The sequence below is a fragment of the Neorhizobium phenanthreniclasticum genome, from assembly GCF_040066075.1.
GTDB classification, from domain to species: domain Bacteria; phylum Pseudomonadota; class Alphaproteobacteria; order Rhizobiales; family Rhizobiaceae; genus Neorhizobium; species Neorhizobium petrolearium.
Genome location: NZ_JBEAAL010000025.1, coordinates 40518 through 60311 on the forward strand (window position 1 = coordinate 40518; position 19794 = coordinate 60311).

17 protein-coding genes are annotated in these 19794 nt (G+C 57.9%); 7 read left to right on the plus strand and 10 right to left on the minus strand.

Going from position 1 to position 19794, the window contains the following annotated elements:
* Window positions 1–23 precede the first annotated feature (23 nt).
* From ABK249_RS25475 to ABK249_RS25490, 4 genes are all read right to left on the minus strand, one after another.
* On the minus strand, window positions 24–1106 hold the full coding sequence (locus tag ABK249_RS25475; RefSeq protein ID WP_348864392.1) for an ABC transporter ATP-binding protein: 1083 nt from the start codon (window positions 1104–1106) through the stop codon (window positions 24–26).
* A 12-nt stretch (window positions 1107–1118) separates the two neighbouring features.
* Window positions 1119–1955, minus strand: coding sequence for a carbohydrate ABC transporter permease (locus ABK249_RS25480; protein ID WP_227705876.1), 837 nt, complete (start codon window positions 1953–1955; stop codon window positions 1119–1121).
* On the minus strand, window positions 1952–2812 hold the full coding sequence (locus tag ABK249_RS25485) for a carbohydrate ABC transporter permease (protein ID WP_227705875.1): 861 nt from the start codon (window positions 2810–2812) through the stop codon (window positions 1952–1954). The genes ABK249_RS25480 and ABK249_RS25485 overlap by 4 nt, the downstream gene beginning before the upstream one ends.
* 69 nt (window positions 2813–2881) lie before the next feature.
* Window positions 2882–4156 (minus strand): ABC transporter substrate-binding protein, encoded by a 1275-nt coding sequence (locus ABK249_RS25490; RefSeq protein ID WP_348864394.1) that lies wholly within the window; start codon window positions 4154–4156, stop codon window positions 2882–2884.
* An 86-nt stretch (window positions 4157–4242) separates the two neighbouring features.
* On the opposite strand from ABK249_RS25490, the gene ABK249_RS25495 reads away from it, so the two are divergent.
* The 4 genes from ABK249_RS25495 (at window position 4243) to ABK249_RS25510 (ending at window position 9086) form a co-directional block, all read left to right on the plus strand.
* Complete coding sequence (locus ABK249_RS25495) at window positions 4243–5154, plus strand: helix-turn-helix domain-containing protein (RefSeq protein ID WP_348864395.1); 912 nt, start codon at window positions 4243–4245, stop codon at window positions 5152–5154.
* 232 nt (window positions 5155–5386) lie between these two features.
* Window positions 5387–6643 (plus strand): glycosyltransferase family 4 protein, encoded by a 1257-nt coding sequence (locus tag ABK249_RS25500; RefSeq protein WP_348864396.1) that lies wholly within the window; start codon window positions 5387–5389, stop codon window positions 6641–6643.
* Complete coding sequence (locus ABK249_RS25505) at window positions 6640–7932, plus strand: glycosyltransferase family 4 protein (RefSeq protein ID WP_348864397.1); 1293 nt, start codon at window positions 6640–6642, stop codon at window positions 7930–7932. Before ABK249_RS25500 ends, ABK249_RS25505 begins: the two co-directional genes overlap by 4 nt.
* An 86-nt stretch (window positions 7933–8018) precedes the next feature.
* Window positions 8019–9086 (plus strand): glycosyltransferase, encoded by a 1068-nt coding sequence (locus ABK249_RS25510; protein WP_348864433.1) that lies wholly within the window; start codon window positions 8019–8021, stop codon window positions 9084–9086.
* Here ABK249_RS25510 and ABK249_RS25515 read toward each other — a convergent pair.
* From ABK249_RS25515 to ABK249_RS25540, 6 genes are all read right to left on the minus strand, one after another.
* On the minus strand, window positions 9068–9676 hold the full coding sequence (locus ABK249_RS25515; protein ID WP_037145575.1) for a putative colanic acid biosynthesis acetyltransferase: 609 nt from the start codon (window positions 9674–9676) through the stop codon (window positions 9068–9070). The two genes, ABK249_RS25510 and ABK249_RS25515, sit on opposite strands and share 19 nt — an antisense overlap.
* Window positions 9677–9679: 3 nt before the next feature.
* Window positions 9680–10954, minus strand: a complete 1275-nt coding sequence (locus ABK249_RS25520) for a hypothetical protein (protein WP_348864398.1) — start codon at window positions 10952–10954, stop codon at window positions 9680–9682.
* On the minus strand, window positions 10951–11532 hold the full coding sequence (locus ABK249_RS25525; protein WP_348864399.1) for a YdcF family protein: 582 nt from the start codon (window positions 11530–11532) through the stop codon (window positions 10951–10953). Before ABK249_RS25525 ends, ABK249_RS25520 begins: the two co-directional genes overlap by 4 nt.
* A 115-nt stretch (window positions 11533–11647) precedes the next feature.
* Window positions 11648–12799: an MraY family glycosyltransferase gene (locus tag ABK249_RS25530; RefSeq protein ID WP_348864400.1), complete on the minus strand. Its 1152-nt coding sequence runs from the start codon at window positions 12797–12799 to the stop codon at window positions 11648–11650.
* Window positions 12800–13024: 225 nt separating this feature from the next.
* Complete coding sequence (locus ABK249_RS25535) at window positions 13025–14575, minus strand: glycoside hydrolase family 140 protein (protein WP_348864401.1); 1551 nt, start codon at window positions 14573–14575, stop codon at window positions 13025–13027.
* Window positions 14475–15674: a glycosyltransferase family 4 protein gene (locus tag ABK249_RS25540; RefSeq protein WP_348864402.1), complete on the minus strand. Its 1200-nt coding sequence runs from the start codon at window positions 15672–15674 to the stop codon at window positions 14475–14477. The genes ABK249_RS25535 and ABK249_RS25540 overlap by 101 nt, the downstream gene beginning before the upstream one ends.
* A gap of 283 nt (window positions 15675–15957) precedes the next feature.
* On the opposite strand from ABK249_RS25540, the gene ABK249_RS25545 reads away from it, so the two are divergent.
* The 3 genes from ABK249_RS25545 (at window position 15958) to ABK249_RS25555 (ending at window position 19786) form a co-directional block, all read left to right on the plus strand.
* On the plus strand, window positions 15958–17169 hold the full coding sequence (locus ABK249_RS25545) for a polysaccharide pyruvyl transferase family protein (RefSeq protein ID WP_348864403.1): 1212 nt from the start codon (window positions 15958–15960) through the stop codon (window positions 17167–17169).
* A 102-nt stretch (window positions 17170–17271) separates the two neighbouring features.
* Entirely contained in the window at window positions 17272–18792 is a 1521-nt protein-coding gene (locus ABK249_RS25550; RefSeq protein ID WP_081952651.1) for an oligosaccharide flippase family protein, read from the plus strand.
* 4 nt (window positions 18793–18796) lie between these two features.
* Window positions 18797–19786: a glycosyltransferase gene (locus ABK249_RS25555; RefSeq protein ID WP_227705866.1), complete on the plus strand. Its 990-nt coding sequence runs from the start codon at window positions 18797–18799 to the stop codon at window positions 19784–19786.
* Window positions 19787–19794: the final 8 nt, after the last annotated feature.

Genomic DNA, 19794 nt, shown 5'->3' on the forward strand with positions numbered 1-19794 from the left:
TTTCCCTTGGATGATGAAATTGCTCAGCGGAGACGATTGCCTGTCTCGTCGAAAAGAAAGACGCGTCGGGCGGACACGCCCACGGTCAGGTGCTCGCTATCGCCGTTGTGGCGGGATTCCGGCTGCTCGATGACGATCGTCTCGCCGGAAAGACTTGCATGGACATAGCTGGTATTGCCGAGATGCTCGGCCACCTCGACAGCAACCCTCAAATCGGCGTCACCTTCTCCCGCCTTGACGAAGTGCTCCGGCCGGATGCCGAGGATTACAGGACTGCCGGGCGCGACGCCGGACGAAATTGGAATGGTAAGGTTTATCTGACCTTCTGAGGCCAGGGCCACGGTGATCCCGTTCGGGCTGCGGTCCATCACCTCGGCTCTCAGGAAGTTCATCTTGGGCGACCCCACGAAACCTGCGACGAACTGATTGGCGGGGTCGTCATAAAGGTCGAGCGGCGCTCCCACCTGCTCGATGCGCCCCGCCCGCAATACGACGATTTTATCGGCAAGCGTCATGGCTTCGGTCTGATCATGGGTCACGTAGATCATGGTCGTGCCAAGCTGCTTGTGCAGCTTGGAAATCTCGACACGCATCTGGACGCGGAGTTCGGCGTCGAGGTTCGATAGAGGTTCGTCGAAAAGGAACACCTGCGGCTCGCGGACGATCGCCCGTCCGATGGCGACACGCTGACGTTGGCCGCCGGAAAGCTGGCCGGGGCGTCGCTCCAGGAGTTCGTTGATCTGCAATATATCGGCAGCCCGCGCGACACGCCGGGCCGTGTCGTCTTTCGGATTGCCGTTCATTTCCAACCCGAAGGAAAGGTTCCGGCGGACGGTCATGTGAGGATAGAGTGCATAGGACTGAAAAACCATCGCAATACCGCGATCCGACGGCTCCGTGTCGTTGACGACTTTTCCGCCGATGCTGATCGTGCCTGCGGAAATTTCCTCCAGCCCGGCGATCATACGCAGGAGGGTTGACTTTCCGCATCCGGACGGCCCGACGAAGACGACGAATTCGCCATCCACGATCTCCAGGCTGGCGCCATGAACCACCTCATATGCACCGAAGCGTTTGACGACATTTTCGAGAGCGATTTCTGCCATGGACCTCCCCGACTATTTGACGGCACCGGCCGAGATACCGGCGATGAAATGGCGCTGCAGGAAAATGAAGACAACGAGGACCGGTGCCGTGAGCAGCACCGCACCGGCCATGATTCCTCCCCAGGAGACCTTCGTGAGACCGATCAGGGTACCCAGTGCCACCGGCGCCGTCATCATGTTCGGCCGCGAATTGATCATCAGCGGCCACAGGTAGTTGTTCCAGGACGCGAGGAACAGAATGATCGCAAGTGCTGCCATTGTCGGGCGCGCCAACGGCAAGGCGATGTGGAGGAATATCCGCCACTCCTTCACGCCTTCCACCCTGGCCGCGTCGAAAAGCTCCGTCGGCATCATCGAGAACGCCTGACGCATGAACAACACACCGAGCGAATTGAACAGAGGCGGAACAATCAGTGCCACCCAGGTGTTGGCAAGCTTGAACTCGCGCGCGACCATGATGAATTGCGGAATGACCACCACGGCGAAAGGCAAGGTGATCGTGCCCAGGATAATCGCAATCACGAGAGATCTGCCCGCGAAGCGATAACGTGCCAGTGCCCAGCCTGCCATTGAAGTCAACATGACCGACAAGACGGTGTAGATGACCGCGACGATGATAGAGATGAACATTGCCCGGACGAAATTCGTGTCCGCCTGCAGGTTGTAAAAATTGGCGGCAAAGTCCGTGGATGGCCAGAGCACGATCTCGGGGCTGAATATCCCATGATCCGGCATCGTCGAGAAGACAAACATCATCCAGAGCGGGAAGAGCCAGAGGATCGCAAGCGGCGTCAACGCTGCGTGCAGCGCGATCTTCCGCATCAGGAACGAGCGGGATTTCGATTTCATTTCCTTTCTCTCCCGAAGAACAGGTTGAGGAGCGAAATCGCCACAGCCAGACCCGCGATCGTGTAGGCTATTGCCGAGGCATAGCCGAAGTTGAGCGAGGTGAAGCCCTGCCGGTAGAGAAGCAGACCGAGTGTTTCCGTCCCGCCGCCCGGCCCCCCACGATTGGTGATCAGGAAGGGTTCGGTGAAGAGTTGCATGGTGCCGATGACCGAAAGCACGACGCAGAAACTGATGATCGGCTTGAGCAGCGGCAGCGTGATGTGAATGAACTGCTGGAACTTGCCGACCCGATCGAGTGTCGCGGCTTCATAGACATCGTCCGGGATCGATTGCAGTCCGGCAAGAAGGATGATGGCGTTATAGCCTGCCCATCGCCAGGTGATCGCGATGATCACCAGCGCCATCGCCGCATTGGCATTGTCGAACCAGGAGACTGGGGCCAGTCCGATCGATGTAATCAACTTGTTGATGATGCCGAAGTCGGCGCTGAACATGAGCCGGAAGACTGCTGCATAGGCTACTTCGCCCACAACCACCGGGGCGAAGAAGGCAAACCTGTAGAGGGGGCGCGCCTTCAAAAGCGGTGAATTGAGAAGAACTGCCATGACGGTGGCAAGCGCGATCATCGCCGGGACCTGGATCACCAGTATGATCAGCGTATTGTAGAGCGCGTTATAGAATGCCGGATCGCCGAACAGGCGTCCCCAGTTGGTGGAAAGACTGAAACGCCACGGATTGACGCGGGTATTCTGGAACGAGATCAGCAGCGAGTTGATGATCGGCCAGAGCCAAAACGTCGCGAAGATCAGCAGATAGGGAGCAAGGAAGGCATAGGCCATCCTATTCCTCGAAGGCATTTCGTACTCCTGTCAGGGATTGCCGACCGGGGAAGGCCGGGCAGCGCCAGACCTTCCCCGGATATCTTCTCATTCAGCAACCGGCAGGTCCGTTGCAGTCGCTATCTGCTTTGCGGCATCATCGAGCGCGGCTTTGGCATCCGGATAGCCGCCGGCGAAATACTTCGTCTGCGTCGCCTGGTAGATCGCATCCGCATCGCTCTGGAAAGCCGTGCCTCGGCTCGGCACGATCTGGGGCAAAGTGGCAAGGATATCCGCCCAGACCGCCTGGCCGCCCCAATAGGGCTGCGGCTCCTTTACGAACGGGTCCTGCACCGCCGACAGCAGCGACGGAACCAGCCCGAAGGATTTCAGCATGGTGACCTGGCCCTCGTTGGTGGTGAGCGCATATTCAACGAACTTCCAGGCTGCCTCCTTGTTTTCCGAAGCCGCACTGATCGCCAACGAAGAACCACCGAGATTTGCGGCACGCGGCCCGTCGAACGTCAGGCTCGGCATGCGATAAATGCCCCATTTTCCTGCGAGATCGGGCGAGTTGGAGCGGATCGAACCTTCGAACCAGGCGCCGTACATCTGGCTGGCGGCCTTGCCTGCAGTGTTGGACTGAATCTTTTCGTCCCAGATCGCGGCCGTGATCAGCCCCGCATCCTTCATCTCCTTGATCTTCTCGAGCGTTGCAACGCAGGCCGGCTGATTGATGGTGATGGTCTGGCCGTCGGTCGAGAAATACCCGCATCCCTGTTCATTGGAGATCATGCGGAACCATTCGCTGTCTCCGTTGAAATCGGCCTGGGCCATCACCGTTCCCGGATTGGCTTCCATGATCTTCTTGCCGGCAGCGATAAAATCGTCCCACGTCTTGATAGCTGCAGGGTCGACGCCCGCCTTTTCGTAGAAGTCGCGTCGATAAAAGACGGCAACGGGGCCGGAATCCCATGGTACGGCATAGGATACGCCATCCACCTCGAGTTCCGTCCGCTTGAATTCCGGGAACAGGGCTTGAATTTCCGGTGTATATCCCACTTCGCTCAGATCGGCGAAGCAATCCGGAAAACGGTTCCAGAAGACCTCTGCCTCGAAGTTCTCGATCGAAACGATATCGGGCAGGCCCTCTCCTCCTGCCGCACAGGCTGCCAGCGTCTTGTCGTAAACCTGATCGTTGCCAAGGTCCTCCACCGTGACCTTGATGTCCGGGTATTTCTTGTTGAAACCTTCGAGCGTGGCCTTGAGCGCCGAGGCGGCGACATTCCAGCTCCAGATGGTCACTTCGCCAGATTGCGCAAAAGCAGTACCGGACATGAGCGACGCGACAACAGCCGTCGCCCCTGCAAGTTTGAAGCGCATTGAAAATCCTCCCTTTTCAATTGCTGTCCCTTCGGAAACGTGCCTAAATTATCGTCTGCGAAACGTCTGTCTCCGACAAAGGGAACATGAATTTGGCGGAAAGTAAGGTGGCCACGAGAGCGATCTATCAACCCGGGGCAAGCAGCATCGAGGGCTTGCCGACTGCCTTGCAGATGTTCTTCACCCATCCGCCGATCATGCTGATGCCGCACTGGCACGCACAGGTGGAGGTAAATTACGTGATCCGGGGTACGGTTCGCTACCGCATGGGGGAACACGACATCCGTCTCGACGCCGGGCAGATGTGCCTCTTCTGGGGAGGCCAGCCGCATCGCATGGACGAGTCCTCCGACGATTCGCTTTATGCCGGCGCCCATCTGCCGCTGGTGCATTTCTTCCGTTTGAGGTTGCCAGGCGACGTTTCCAGGCAACTGATGCACGGCGCGACGTTGCTGACATCCGCCACAGACGCGGCGGACAGGGAGAATTTCGCGCGCTGGTTCGAATATGTGACCTCAGGCAATCCCCTCAAACGGCAACATGCCGTCGATGAACTGCTCTTGCGGATAGAGCGTATTGTCCTCGATTCCTATTGCATGGTCCCTGATGCGCTATCGGGAGCCGATCCGATCAGCTCCGACCAGCCCTATGCGCAATCAGCGAGAAGCGTCGCACGCATGTGCGATTTCATCGCGGCAAACTTCATGCAGGATATCGACACGATCGACATCGCCCGTGCCGCCGAACTTCACCCCAAATATGCGATGAACATCTTTCGGAAATCCACCGGGATGACGCTCGGCAAATACGTCAATCTGCTGCGGCTATCGCGTGCCCAGGCCCTTCTCATGCAGGAGGGAGCCAACGTGCTGCAGGTTGCGATGGACAGCGGCTTCGGTTCGATCAGCGCCTTCAATAAATCCTTCCGGCATATTGCTGGAATGTCACCTTCCGATTTTCGACGAGACATCCGCGTTGCGACCTGCGCAATGCCTTAAGTGACCATGTCTCCTGAGCGCCACTCGTCGACGGTCAGTCGCCGCCCACTTCACCCCCTCGAACAATATTTGGGGCAAGCCGGCGGGCCGCTTTTTACGCTCTGCGACATACGCCTGACTGATCGCAGTAGGTATGATTCCGACGGCCCTATCACCTTCGATCAGCTTGCGGTCTTGCTCCGGCTTGCCAAGATTGCTCCGGTAAGCCCTGGGTGGCTTGCGGGGGCACGGCATGAAGATCATTTTCATCAACCGCTATTTCTTCCCGGATCAGTCGGCCACCAGCCGCATGACCACTTCGATTGCGCTCGCACTGGTGCAACGTGGATTCGATGTGATGGCTGTCGCCAGCCGCGAAATCCACAACCAGCGCACCACCGACCTGCCTGCAGACGAGGTCATTGCGGGTGTGCAGGTCAAGCGCCTTGCCACATTCCGCTTTGGCCGGCACACGGTGGTCGGCAGGGCGATCGACTATCTTTGCTTTCACGTCCTCGCGTTCTTCTGGCTTCTGCGTAATGTTTCGGCGGGCGATATGGCGGTGGTATGCACCGACCCTCCATTCCTGTCTGTGACGAGTGCCGTTGCGCTGCGCCTGAAGGGCGGGATCATGGTAAACTGGATCATGGATCTATTTCCGGAAACCGCAGTCGAACTCGGGTTTTTCCGGCGTTGGCGGCTACCCATGCAATTGGCTCGCAAGGCGCGCAACTGGTCACTGAACTCGCCCGGAATTGCAGTCTGTTCTACGAGCAGGATGGCGGCCTATATCGAACAACAGGGACTTCCGCGAGATCAGCTGGTCGTCATGCACCACTGGTCGGATGGCGAGGAGATCTATCCGATCCCACCGTCCCGAAACAGGCTCCGCAGCCAATGGGGATTAAACGGCACATTCGTGGTCGGCTATTCCGGTAATTTTGGAAGAGCGCATGAATTCCAGACGATCATCGATGCCGCACGGCGACTGAAAGACCGGGACGACATCCGCTTTCTTCTGATCGGAGGCGGATATCAGCATGCTGCCGTCATGGAGGCCGCACGGCAGCTCCAGCTGGACAACATGATCTTCAAGCCGTTGCAGCCTATCGCAAATCTGTCCGAAAGCCTGAACGCTGCAGATGTGCACCTCGTGTCGCTGCTGCCCGAACTCGAGCATTGCATCGTACCGAGCAAGTTCTACGGCATCCTCGCGGCCGGTCGCCCGACAATCTTCATCGGGGATCCGGATGGCGAAGTACCCCGCGTGCTCGCTTCCACCGGGTGCGGAAGAAGTGTCGAGATCGGCGCAGTCGATGACCTCACGGCAACCATATGCGACATGCGAAATAGTCCCGAACTCCGCACGGAGATGGGGCAAAGGGCTCGTCAGCTCCTGTTGAAAGAATATTCGCGCGAGAAAGCGATCGATGCCTGGTGCGCGCTGATCACGCGGATCCGGAATGCCAGTCCGTCCGTCTCTCCCATCGCGCAGGGTGTTTCGCCATGAACGGAAAGGTCGTCGTCAGCCAACTCGGCGCCCGGATGCACTATGCCGTGCCCAGGATATTCGCATCGCAGGATCGGCTGGCCCATTTCTACACCGACATCTGCGCGACGAAGGGCTGGCCAAGATTAGTCAACTATTTGCCCTCCGGTCTTTTTCCTGCGCCCCTCAAACGCCTTGCCGGTCGCCACCCCAGGGGCGTTCCAGCAGAGCTCACCACGGTCTTTTCAGGCTTCGGAATCGGCTCGGCACTGCGCCGGATGCGGATCAAGGATGCCATCGAGGAGACCGGCCACGCGGTATGGGCAGGATCGACATTCTCGCGGATGGTTGCGAGAAATGGATTCCATGATGCCGCAGGACTTTATGCCTTCAGCGGCGATGCGCTCGAACAGATGCACGCCGCAAAGCGGCGGGGGCTATGGACCGCAGTCGAACAGATGATTGCGCCGCGCGACGTGGTGGAAACACTCGTGGATCGCGAGATGCATCGCTTTCCGGAGTGGGCCGGGCTGCCTCGCCACAACCCTTATGCCCGCATATTCGCCAACCGGGAAAGGGCAGAGTGGGCTCTCGCCGACTACATCGTCTGTCCTTCGGATTTCGTCCGACAACATGTCATCGCCTGCGGAGGTCCCGGTGAACGCTGCATCGTCGTGCCCTACGGCGTCAATTCGGCTTTCACTATCGACCGGAGAAGACGATCGCCCGGACCTCTACGGGTTCTGACGGTCGGAGAAGTCGGGCTACGTAAGGGCTCCCCCTATGTTGCCGAGGCCGCGCGACTGGTAGGAGGGGCCGCGACATTCCGGATGGCCGGCCGCCTCAGTATCTCCGAAACCGTCCGGCAGGACATCTCGCGATGGGTGGAACTTCGCGGCATCATTCCCCGGTCCCAGGTCGCCGATGAATTTCGCTGGGCCGATGTCTTCCTCCTTCCGTCGCTCTGCGAAGGATCGGCCACCGCAGCCTATGAGGCGCTCGCCGCCGGCCTGCCCGTCATCACGACAGAGAATAGCGGTACTGTCGTGCGCGATGGCATAGAAGGGTTCATCGTGCCTGTTTGCGATGCCGAGGCAATCGCATTGGCGGTGGAGCGTCTCGCCGCAAATGACGGGCTGCGGGCATTGATGTCCGCCAACGCACTGCATCGCGCGGCTGATTTCACTGTGGAAGCTTACGGAAAGCGACTGCTTGCGGCCTTGTCGATTTCGGATGGAAACCAGCCAGACGTTCCAACCGGAACAAGAACTGTTCCTGAAACGCAAGTTCAACGGCAATTTTTCCGATGAAGATCGTGCACGTAATCGCGTCGATCGACCCCAAAAACGGCGGCTTGCAGGCAGTCGCGATGCGCATCGCCGCTGCGCAAGGGGCCATGGGCCTCGACGTCCACATCGTCACCTATGGGAACACAGCGGTGAACACGCAGGTAATGGAGATCGGGCAGAGCATACCAGGCTTTTCCAAGATCCACTGGCATATCCTCCCGGACGCAAACAGGATTGAGAGGCTCTTTTGCTTCAAGGGCCGAAGAATGCTTCGCAGGGTCCTTGAACAAGCATCCTTCATGCACATTCATGGTATTTGGGAACCGTTCCTCCTGTATGCTGCGAAATTGGCGAAAGCGGACGGCATCCCCTATTGCGTCTGCCCGGCCGGAATGCTCGACCATTGGAGCCTCCAGCAAAAATCATGGAAAAAGAAGATCGCCTTGGGCCTTTGCTACAGAAGGATGCTGAATGATGCGGCCTTCCTCCATCTCCTGAACGTGGACGAGGCATCGGCAATCAAGCCGCTTGAATTCAAGGCCCCGAACTTCATCATCCCGAACGGGGTATTTGCCGAGGAATTTGATCCCCTTCCACCCAAAGGGCTTTTCCGCCCCCAAATTGCCCTTCCGGCGAACCGACGCTACATCCTGTTTCTCTCCCGCCTGCACTTCAAGAAAGGCCTGGATATTCTCGCCAAAGCTTTCGCCGAAATCTGTGAAACGTATCCCGATGTCGATCTGGTCGTCGCAGGCCCGGCGGGAGGGGCGGAAGGGGATTTCATATCCCTGGTCCGGCAGTTCGGCATCGAGGATCGGGTACATCTTACAGGCCCGCTCTATGGCAAGACCAAGGTCGAGGCGATGGTGGATGCCGACTGCTTCTGTCTGCCGAGCAGGCAGGAAGGTTTCAGCATGGCGATCACGGAAGCGCTCGCCTGCGGCACCCCTGTCGTGATCACCGATCAATGCCATTTTCCGGAGGTTGCCGCGGCCGACGCCGGGATCATCGTCTCGCTCGACCAGGGAGAGGTTGCAAAAGCTCTGGCGGCGATCCTTGATGATCGCGCGCGAGCGCAATCGATGGGGCAGAATGGACGGCGGCTGGTTCTGGAGAAATTCACCTGGCCGGCAATTGCCGACACGACATTGCGCAGCTACCGCTTGAGCGCATAGGAAGCCGCAGCTTCCAATCGCCGCCGTCCGACCGGTTTTGCCGGGTTGCCGACATAGATCGTCCATGGCGCCAGCGATTTAGCGGCAACGCCCCGCGCCCCCAAAACAGCCCCTTCTCCAATCACGACACCTGGGCCTACGAAGGCTTCCGCCGCGATCCAGGCGTTAGCCTCTATCGTAATGGGTTGGGTAATCAGCGGAAAGGCGCTGTCCTGGATGTCGTGCGAACCAGTGCATAGATGCGACCGCTGCGAGACGGAGGCAAACTCACCAATTGTAATTTTGTCGACGTTGTAGCAGATGACGCCCGGTCCCATCGAGGCGTAACGTTCCATGACGAGATGTCCCGGCCACCAGATCACTGCCTTTGCGTGGACGATCGCGGTCGAGTGAATGTCTGCCCCGAACATACGCAAAAGAAGATTGCGCCAGCGTCGCAATGGCGGCGGTGTCCAAGAGGCGAGAAAACGCCAAGCCGTCATCCAGACCAGTCGCTTCAGCCGGAAACGCAGGGCGAATGTCGGCCCTCCAAACCGCGGCAAAGGGATGGCGGCGTGCTTGAAGGTCGGATCGTCGTATCTTGACAGCATGACCTATCCATTGGCCGCAAGCGAGGGAGGATGCATCTCATACCGGTTGCGGCGACGGTAAGGGATGATCGCAAAAGCCAAAGCCGGCGCAGCAAACATCAGCATGTGCACCCAGACCATCAGCACCCAGTCGGTTTGATGGGAAATCGCATGCATCGAAGGAATGATCGAAAGCGCATAGGTAAATTGCGCGGCGAATTCCCCACTATTGGCCGTGACCCAGATGCGGCGGAGAAGGTAAGCGAGAATGAAGAACTTGAACGCGCCAAGATACCAGAAGGATTCGAACGCATCTGCCATGCCGGTTTCGGTCGTGCCGACGACCGGATTAAAGTCCCGAGCCTGTGGCGGCACGGGCAACATAAAAGACTGTTTGACCTCAACGCCAACAACCTGAGCCGGCACGAAACTGAAAACGAGCCTGTTCCAATGGAATTTGCCGTAATCGAATTGCATGGTCGTGGCGGCATGATGGATCCGAACGATGGCGTTGCGCATTTCTTCTCCGCCATCTCTCAAGACTTTCGACAGATTATCCACCACGTCGATTCTCTTGATTTCATCCCACACAGGCGCAGAATTCGCTTTGGTTATCGTGCGATAGTCCCCCATGCTGTTCATCAGCAGCGTGCCAAGTAAAACCCCGACGATGATGAGGGTGCGTGGAATGGCCAGGCCTTTGTACCACCACCATGCAAGCATGAAGATCATGATCAGTTCGATCGTCTCTGCGCGTTTGCCGGTGATCACGATCCGATCGAGATAGAAGACAAGATCGAAAGCGATGATGGTGGCGGCCCACCAGGAGAAACGTCGCGCGAAGCAGAGTGCGGCGATGACCAGTCCATAACTCAACAGACGCGAGAAGAAGATATACATGACCGGAGTACCGGTCATCTGCACTGCAATGGTGAGTTCACCGGGAAGACGGCTGAGCTTGAAATAAAAATAGGCACCGACAATGGAAAGCAGAGCCGCTATGATCAGGAGGCGGCCTTCATCAAAGTCGAGACGGAAAAATGCCAACGGCCGTGCCTTCTGGCTCCACCCCCACCAGCACATGAAAAGACAGACTATCGTGAACGCGATCGTCCTGGCGAATGCCGTCTCCGGCAGAAAGCTGTCCGTCGCCAGACCCGGAACCTGCGGAAGGATGAAGCTGAATGTGATGACTCCGGTGAGAAATGGGAACTCGTAGATCCTTTCAGGACGCAACATTCCCCATCCGAGAAGCAGGAGCACGACGCCGATCAGACAGAAGACCAGGAAGATGTTCATCGCCCGGCATCCGTGTTGGCCAGCAGCAGCGCTTTGGGAGCAGCGGCAGCGGAGATTTGGCCCCTTACGTCGTAGGCAATGGTCTTGATATATTCCTTGACGATCTGGACGCCGTCGATATCAAAAACGAGCCTCCAATAAGACTTCTCCCTTTCAGCAGGTACCGAGATCCAGCGGATGTCCGGCATTAGAGAGCGGAAACGCTTTACCGCGCGGCCCGAGTGAAACCAGCTCGTCACCAGGATCGCGCTGCGGACTTGCATGCCGATGAGTATAGGCTGCGAGAACGTGGCGTTCTCCCATGTGCTGGCGGACTGGCACTCCGTCGTGATCACCTCGGGCTTCACGCCGGCCTCAATCAGCAGCTGGCGAATGAAATTGCAGTCGCCGCGGCCCGTGACCAGCACAAGTGGTGCCCTTCTCTGATGCCAGAGTGCCGCCGCTCGCGCTGCTCGTGGCGGCCCGTCGCCTCCCAGCACCACGATGATATCGGCGTTCGCGAGAACGTCCCGCGCCATCAGCAACGAACCTGCGGAAATGAGCGCCAGGCCATAAAGCACAAGGATACCGGCGACCACGGCACCTAGATGGGCCAAGATGCGAGCCAACCGCCCAAAGGGCTGAGCCCTGATGAGGGGCGGCACATATGTCCCGGCAGGTTTCGGCCGAAGGTGCAGCGTCACCGAGGAACAATCACTCATCTTTCAAGACCGGCTTTGCCGCCCCCTTGAAAACCATACTGCTCGTGGCGCCGCCGAGCACGTCCGTTCTGCTTGATCGCAATCCCGCCCCGTTTCCGTCGGGCTGCACTTTGACTCGGTAGCCACTTGCGGCAAGAACGAACATCGTGTGAATGGCAATCGGCACGATGAGCCCGATTGCCATGATCTCGCCAGGCACATCTGCCCGAATTCCTGCATAGCCGATCCCGCCGCAGATCGCCGACGCCAATATCACGGTGTTGGTTGTCGCAGCATGACCCAGGCCATGGTCGAGCAGCAGATGATGGAGATGCCAGCGATCGGCCGACATCGGACTGCGATGGGCAAGCAGCCGGCGAGCGATCAGGCTCAGCGTATCGACGATCGGAACGATCACGACCCACAACAATGCGGGAAAGGAAACCGCACTGCTTCTGGTCGCCAGTAGAAGGATGACATAGGCGATTGTCGCGCCGAGAGCCGTACTGCCCGCATCGCCGAGGAACACGCTGGCACGCATGCGCCAGGGGCTTCTCATGTTAAACACCAGGAACGCGCAGAGGCAGATCAAAAGCGTCTCGATCGACGCAATGAACTCCGTCATTTCTGCCGATCCGGCGATGACGATCAACCAGATCAGGGAAACAGCCGCCACGCCACCCGCAAGCCCATCGACCCCGTCGAGCATGTTCCACGAATTCACAAGCCCTGCGACGAACAGAACGCCAATAAAGAAAAAGAATGGCAGGAACAGTGCGGTATCTTCGGAAAGCAGAGCCCCCACCGATAATGAACCGATATCGGTACCGCCAACGAGGGCAACCGCTATCGACAGCTGCAGAACGAGACGGCCGATGGCGGGAAGCGGCAGGCGGTCGTCAACGACACCAATGAACGTGATGATCAGCAGTCCCAGCCAGAAATTCAATCCGAGTAGATCGGGCCTTCCTCCGAAGAAGGTGGCAATGGCGAAGGCGGAGAATACGGCGATCCCCCCGCAAAGCGGAATGGCACCGCTATGGCGCTTCCTGACGGTATCCGGGCGATCGACAAGCTGAAAGGCCACGGCCAGACGGCGCAGACCAACGATCAATGAGACGCTCAGGATGAATGTTGCGATCGTATTGACAAATAGTCCGGACATCTCGAATTCCCTTGCCACGGAGGAGCGTAAGCTTTGGTCGAGCGATTACGCCGACCTTCGACATGATTCTAAAAAACCTCGGCAGAGGGCGGTACGCGAGCAAAGGGAGCAAAGCTCTCCGACATAGGAAGGTGGTATTGCCGCGGATACCTACCCCTCTAACCCCTATGGCGGTGCCAGTCTCGAAAGGCGTAGGCGAGCGAGCTTCTGGCGCCCCCCTGGCACCTAGTCCGCGAGAGATTTTGGAGGTGTTTGCATCAAATGCTGAGCAGGACGAGCGACGTCCTCGTCGTCAGACAAGACAGCCACCCAGTCGTGGAAGCCGGAATCGTTTGGCATCCCGGGGACGGCGATTTCTTTCACGCCATCCGCGCCAAGCCGCTCATCACCCTCTATGAAAACACCGCTGGATGGATCATACCATCGAAGTAGCTTGTCACCTCTCGCCAGGCTGCCGAGATCGATCGTCAACGTGGTGGCGTCGCTGACGTAGATCACGGCAAAGGAGCCATCCACGCTGCGCGCCGCCGATATCTTGCGGTGGCCCATGCCTTCCGCGCCTTTTAGCAAGGAACCCTGATCCGGCGTCAGCTTCCACCATTCCAGTCCGTCGAAGAATGTATTGAGATGCTTCAGGCTTTCAGCACCACGGCTCGAAATCGCCTGCTGCCAGGTTTCCGAGGAGCCGTAGAGACCGGGGCCGGAAAAATGCCAAACGGGATTGTTCCCGAACATCTGGCCGCCAGCGCCTGAAAGGAGTGCGCTGTAGGCAATCAAACGGACTTCACGCTCGTCAACGCCATGCTCCCCCTCGTACTTTCCCTCCATAAAGAAGAAAGGCCTCCGAGGCCCGGATCGATGGCGTGCGGAAACTGCCTCGGCGACATCGTCGTATGTGTAGACAGTATCGATATCGAGCCAATCCGCCCCTTGCCAATAGACGCTGCTGACCGTGTCGCGATTGGCGTGAATGGTCTGAAGCGCATCGGGAGCGACATCGGTTATCCCTTCGGCTATCGCCGTCACCAGAGCTTTGTCGGCGGGATCGTAATCACCGCCCTGTACCCAAACGATATTTGAAAACTTGGTGAAGCGGCGGGCGATGTACCGCCCGTAGGCTTTCAACTTCTCCGGCCCTGCGGCAACCATTTCCAGATACCAGCCGTCCGGCCCGCCGCCGGCCCCGAGATAGGCCGGGCACAGGAGGACGAGGAGATTTCTGTCGGCGGCGGCCTGGATGACCATCTCGGCCCTTCGGAAATAGGCCTCGTTCGGCACTTCGAAGGCGGGGCCGAGAAATGGCGCTTCACCGTAAAAATTTGCCGGCGCATTATGCGCGAACCTGTGCTCGATCAGTGATGCCAGGACGGTGTTGAAGCCCTGCCGCTTTCGCGTATCGAGATAGAATTCCGCGTCGTTCAGGGAGAGATCCGCAATCAGCGACCAAGCGCTGTCACCCGAGATAAGAAATGGCCGGCCCTGGCTGTCTTCCAGATAATGACGACCCTGTGCCGTTCGCAGCGGAAATTCGACCCCCTCGGCAAAGGAGGAAGACGTGAGCATGAACAGCAGACAGGAGCTGATGGACATCCTTATCAAGGAGCGCATTCGGCCGTCGTTCGCCGGTCTTTTCTGAAGGCGGCGCCCGGAGGATAGGAGATGGCGTTTCATTGTATCACAGCCGCTCACGTACGACACGCAGCCAATTCTTGATCGGCAGGGGGATATAAGTGCGCAACCCTGGCCGCAGTCCGGGAGGGATCGACCAGCCGTCAATATCCAGCACAGGCGACAGCTTCGGCCAGCCGGTCATCGCCGAGCTTATGACGTCGTAATAGCGATCCGCCATTCTTTCGATGCTATAACGCTCCGGGACTATTGCGCGCGCCGAAAACGACATGCGCTCAAGCAGATCGCGATCTTGATGGAGGCGTGTTACGGCATTCGCAGCCGCGGTATAGTCTCCGACGGGAAAAAGCATACCGTTCTTGCCATTCTCGACGATCGTATCCGTGACACCTCGGATATGGGACACGACCGGGACGCATCCTCCCGCCATTGCTTCGATCAAAGTCAGTCCGAAGCCTTCGAAACGGGAGGGCATGATGAGAACGTCATGTTCCGCCATCGCCAACGGAATCAGAGCAAGCGGCATCGTTCCGGTATAGCGCACGCGATCCGCATGCCCGGCAAGACGTCGCTTGAGCTTCGGCATATCTGGTCCGTCACCGACCACCGTCAGGGATACCGTCTCCGGCAACCCATCGAGAATCTCACGGAGCCACAGGACGCCTTTGGATGTATCTTCGATCCGTCCGACAAAGAGAGCACGCAATTCCGGTCCAGCACGCACACGACGGCCCTCCTGCTCGCGAAAGGCGGCCGTATCGACCGCATTCGGAATTGCGTAGGTTCGGTCGGCCGGAAAGCCGTGACGTTCAACCAAGTCGGTGCGGCATCGCTCCGATACGCCGATCGTTGCATGCGCGAAATCGCGGATCGACCTTGCGGCAGCATAGGTGCCCGGGGTGATGCTGTGGACGACCAGAATGCGCAGGATGTGTTCCGGCAGGTATCGGGCGATATTCGTCTGCAGCCTGTCGCCGAGGACATTGATGACGACTCCGTCAAACCCCTCGCTTTCGATGGCTTCCGCCATTCGCTTGGCACAGGCGCCTTCCGTGAGAGAAGCTGGCATTTCCAGCAACAATCCAAGTGGGCCTTCCTCTCGCATCGCGGCCGGCAGCTCATATCCGTGCCGGCACGTACCGAACCACCGAACATCGATCCCGTATACCGCCAGACCAGCCCGCAGATGTTTAAAAACGGAATAGGTTCCGCCGACATGCGGAAGCACGAAATAAGCAAGCTTCATCTACGGCCTCTCTCATCGCAGGCGAAGCGACGGTCGATCCATCCGGATGATCGAAAGCACCGTTTCCGCTCAGTTCGAGGATACTAGGGCCCCGACTGTCTGGAGGTAGTCGAATGCTGGGTTAAGTCGCATCGTCCTTAGAAGGATGGCTGCAAGAGCAGGTATTCGTTTGGGGGATGATTCCAGCCGAATTACGATGTGTGTAGGCACTCGTCGAGCCGATATCAGTGTCTTTAGAAGCGACGGTATCACCGGCTGCAGTCTCGCGCTCATGGAAGACCAGATGAAGATCAGCCTGCTCGGGCAATTCGGATCCGGCAACTCCGGCAATGACGGGTCATTGGAGGCGATGCTCATCTATTTGCGCAAGTTGCGGCCTGACGCTGAATTTTTATGTATCTGCTCCAACCCGGCCGTCATTGAAGCACGTTATAATATACGGTGTATGAGCGTTGGCGGCCCCGCCCTTTCCGCTCCATGGGCCAGAAGGCTGGACAGGCTCCTCCTGAAACTGCCCCGTCGGCTGGCGTTGCTCGGCATCGCGATTGCACAACTGAACGGGTTTGATTTGATGATCATCCCAGGAACCGGGATCCTCGATGATTTCCAGGAGAAAGCGTTTGGCTGGCCGTTCGTGATCTTCTGCTGGTGCCTCGTCGCCCGGCTATGCCGAACTGAGATCGCTTTCGTCAGCATCGGTGCGGGACCGATAAAGGGCCGCCTCAGCCGATGGTTTCTTGTGTCTGCGGCAAAGATGGCCTCATACCGGTCATATCGCGACGATTACTCTTTGGAATATATGCGGTCACTCGGTGTCGACGTTTCCCGCGATCACCGCTACCCGGACATTGCCTTCAGCCTTCCACTTCCCGCATGCGGCCCTGAAAAGTCGGCCGGTGAAGGTTTGTGCGTTGGAGTCGGCATCATGCGTTATCGCGGATGGCAGCCCGGCGAGTCTCATGCCGACGCGATCTATGAAAACTACATCCGCAAGATCTCCGCTTTCACGAATTGGCTTGTCGCGGAAGGATACCGTGTCAATCTGTTTATGGGGGACGTCACCGACCAGCGCGCGTGCGACGATATTGTCGACATCCTCGCAAACACGGTCGCAAAAGCGGACTGGGCTCGGGTCGAGATCGCTTCGGGAGGAGGATCACTCCACGACCTGATGAAGCGGATCTCAACCGTCGATCTGGCGGTCGTCTCGCGGTATCACAATCTCGTCTGCGCATTGAAGCTTGGCCGGCCGACGATATCGCTCGGATATGCGAGGAAGAATGATGATCTGATGCGGGATTTCGGCCAGCAGCAATTTTGTCGGCATATAGAAGCATTCGACGTGGACGGACTTCAGAACCTGTTTCTGGAGATGCTCGATAATCGAGAAGCCATCAAACACCAGATCAGCCTCGTAAATGAGCGTTTCCAAAGTCAGCTTCTCGAGCAGCAGCAGATTTTGGGCAAGCAGTTGCTTTCAGCGCCTCCGGTCTGACGTGAGTACAAAACAACATCTGGAATGACGCATGCCCAATCCTTGAGTAGCCCCGGGGGTCTTTAAAATGTATCGGCACAGGAAAAGAACCGACTATCTCCATTGGATCGCAAGGTTCACCGGATTTCGGAGCGGCACATGAGTACCCCTCGCCGCGCGTTCATTATGTCGTCGATAGAGCAGTATCTGAGCCTGGCTATCAACATCACAGTCGTGGCCGCGATGGCACGATTGTTGACGCCTGATGCCATCGGGCACGCGGTGACGGGTATTGGTATTGGCGCGATCGCCCTGTCGCTGCGAGAATTCGTGACGCCGGAATTTCTCATTCAAAGGCCGCAGATCGAGGAAAAGGATCTCCGAACCTCCTTTACGATGCTCTTTGTGCTCACCGTGTTGATCACTGTTGGAATCCTGATCATCTCAAACGAGATCGCGCAGTTTTATGATTCACCCGAACTGCCGCTATTTCTGTTTCTTATCATGATGTCGGCCTTCGCCGACGTGGTTTCGCAGCCGATTGTCGCAACCCTGCGGCGTAATATGGCGTTTGGCGTGCTCGCCAAAATCCGCAGTGCCGCCCTGCTCGTTTCCGCTTCGTCGACGATCCTGCTGGGATTTCTCGGTTTCGGTTATATCAGTTATGCATGGGCTACGCTCGCCGGCGCAATCACGCTCGCCGGCTTGTCTGCTTTTGTCTCTCCCCATTCTCTCGTCCTTATATGCCGGCCGAGTTTGGAATCCTGGCGGACGGTGGCTGCGTTCGGGCGTTTCAAGGGAGCTTCTCAGGCAGTCGATCGCATCTATGAAACTGTTCCGCAGCTGATCCTCGGCAAGATCATATCGATGTCCTCTGTCGGTCTTTACAATCGAGCCAACACCTTGTGCGGAATTCCCGACAGGATCGTCATGTCGGCCTTCTATGCGATGGCCTTTCCGGCTCTGGCTGCCAGCGTACGAGGGGGCGGAAACATCAAGAAGGCCTACCTCAATACGCTCAGCTATCTGTCAGGACTCTATTGGCCGGGCGTACTTCTCATCGCACTGACAGCCACCCCCATCGTCGATCTCATTCTCGGGCCTCAATGGGGTGATGCAATTCTGCTCGTTCGACTTCTTTCGCTTGCGGCAGTTTTCTGGTTCGCAGTCGTTGTCACCAATCCGCTGCTGCTTGCACTCGGGCACAACCGTGACGCGTTTCTCTCCGGTTTCCTGTGCCGTTGCCTGGCATTGGTCCTGCTCTGCGGGGCCAGCACCTATGGCATCACGGCCATGGCAGCAAGCCAATTCATCTCGCTACCCGCACAGATGCTGATCTCTCTATATTTTGCCAGGAAACACCTGGGATTTACATTCGCGGAACTGATGGCGGCAATTCTTCCAAGCGTCGTCGTCACCTTTTTTTCCCTGATGGGACCGCTGGCGTTTCTTGCCTTCAACGGGTGGAACCTTCAGATGAACTTCCTGCATTTCGGGCTGATGCTTTTGACCGCCGCTGCAGGGTGGCTCCCGGGCGTGATTGTCGCAAATCATCCATTTCTGACGGAAATTCGGTTGATCCTGCGTACGCTGTCAAACGCAGCGCCGTGGCTGCGCCGACACTTTCCGGCCTTGAGAGCATAGACAGATGAGGACCGTTGACGTCGTCGTACCCAACTATAATTACGGAAGATACCTGCGCACCTGCGTGGAAAGCATCCTGAATCAGGAAGAGGTCCAGGTCCGCGTCCTGATTATCGACAATGCATCGACGGACGACAGCGCGGAGATCGCACGATCGCTCGCCCACGACAACCGTGTCGAGCTTATTCTCCGCCAGGAAAACCTGGGAACGCATGCCTCCTTCAATCAGGGCGTGGACTGGGCCCAGGGCGACTATTTCCTGCTGCTGTTCTCCGATGACTTTCTCGTCCCCGGAGCTCTAAAGCGCGCGGTCGACCTCATGGAGCGCAACACGTCGATCGCATTCTGCTATGGACTGGACGTCGCTGTTGAAGACGACGCGCCAATTCCCCGGATTCCAGCTCAACCCTATCCAACGCCGTTCGAACTTCACGAAGGTCGAGCCTTCATCGAACGCTTCTGCAGGATGGGAGTGTTCCAGATACCCGGATCATCTGTCGTCGTAAGGACGAGCATCCAGAAGCGCGTCGGCCATTATCGCACTGACTTACCCCACAGCGACGACTATGAAATCTGGCTGCGGCTGGCGTTGCATGGCTCAGTAGCCGAGATTGGATGTGTCCAGGCCGGTATTCGGTCACATGCGAACAACCGCTCCAAGGCATTTGCGTCGCGCCAGATACAGCACATCCTTCATACGGCCGCAGCTGCCGAGAGCTTCTTCAGCCATGAAGGAAAGAACATGGTGGGCAGTGACGCAATGCGGCAGCTGGCCCGGCGGGGTATTGCAAACCGAGCCTACTGGTCCGGCATCTCTCACCTTCTCCGGGGAGATATCGAGGCTTTCAAATTGTTGAGGCAGGCTTTTCGCATCTCACCACTTAAGGCTTTTCTGCCACCTGTCGGCTATCTCCTGCATCGGCCCGACGCCGGTCGCCGCATAAGATTTCTTCTTTCAGGATGGCCGGAAATTTTCAGACGCCGCTTTCATTGATGCATGCG

Excerpts from the sequence above, each read along its gene's own strand:
- ABK249_RS25475 (WP_348864392.1), bottom strand. The coding sequence starts at position 1,106 with ATGGCAGAAATCGCTCTCGAAAATGTCGTCAAACGCTTCGGTGCATAT.
- ABK249_RS25480 (WP_227705876.1), bottom strand. The coding sequence starts at position 1,955 with ATGAAATCGAAATCCCGCTCGTTCCTGATGCGGAAGATCGCGCTGCAC.
- ABK249_RS25485 (WP_227705875.1), bottom strand. The coding sequence starts at position 2,812 with ATGCCTTCGAGGAATAGGATGGCCTATGCCTTCCTTGCTCCCTATCTG.
- ABK249_RS25490 (WP_348864394.1), bottom strand. The coding sequence starts at position 4,156 with ATGCGCTTCAAACTTGCAGGGGCGACGGCTGTTGTCGCGTCGCTCATG.
- ABK249_RS25495 (WP_348864395.1), top strand. The coding sequence starts at position 4,243 with ATGAATTTGGCGGAAAGTAAGGTGGCCACGAGAGCGATCTATCAACCC.
- ABK249_RS25500 (WP_348864396.1), top strand. The coding sequence starts at position 5,387 with ATGAAGATCATTTTCATCAACCGCTATTTCTTCCCGGATCAGTCGGCC.
- ABK249_RS25505 (WP_348864397.1), top strand. The coding sequence starts at position 6,640 with ATGAACGGAAAGGTCGTCGTCAGCCAACTCGGCGCCCGGATGCACTAT.
- ABK249_RS25510 (WP_348864433.1), top strand. The coding sequence starts at position 8,019 with ATGGGCCTCGACGTCCACATCGTCACCTATGGGAACACAGCGGTGAAC.
- ABK249_RS25515 (WP_037145575.1), bottom strand. The coding sequence starts at position 9,676 with ATGCTGTCAAGATACGACGATCCGACCTTCAAGCACGCCGCCATCCCT.
- ABK249_RS25520 (WP_348864398.1), bottom strand. The coding sequence starts at position 10,954 with ATGAACATCTTCCTGGTCTTCTGTCTGATCGGCGTCGTGCTCCTGCTT.
- ABK249_RS25530 (WP_348864400.1), bottom strand. The coding sequence starts at position 12,799 with ATGTCCGGACTATTTGTCAATACGATCGCAACATTCATCCTGAGCGTC.
- ABK249_RS25540 (WP_348864402.1), bottom strand. The coding sequence starts at position 15,674 with ATGAAGCTTGCTTATTTCGTGCTTCCGCATGTCGGCGGAACCTATTCC.
- ABK249_RS25545 (WP_348864403.1), top strand. The coding sequence starts at position 15,958 with ATGAAGATCAGCCTGCTCGGGCAATTCGGATCCGGCAACTCCGGCAAT.
- ABK249_RS25555 (WP_227705866.1), top strand. The coding sequence starts at position 18,797 with ATGAGGACCGTTGACGTCGTCGTACCCAACTATAATTACGGAAGATAC.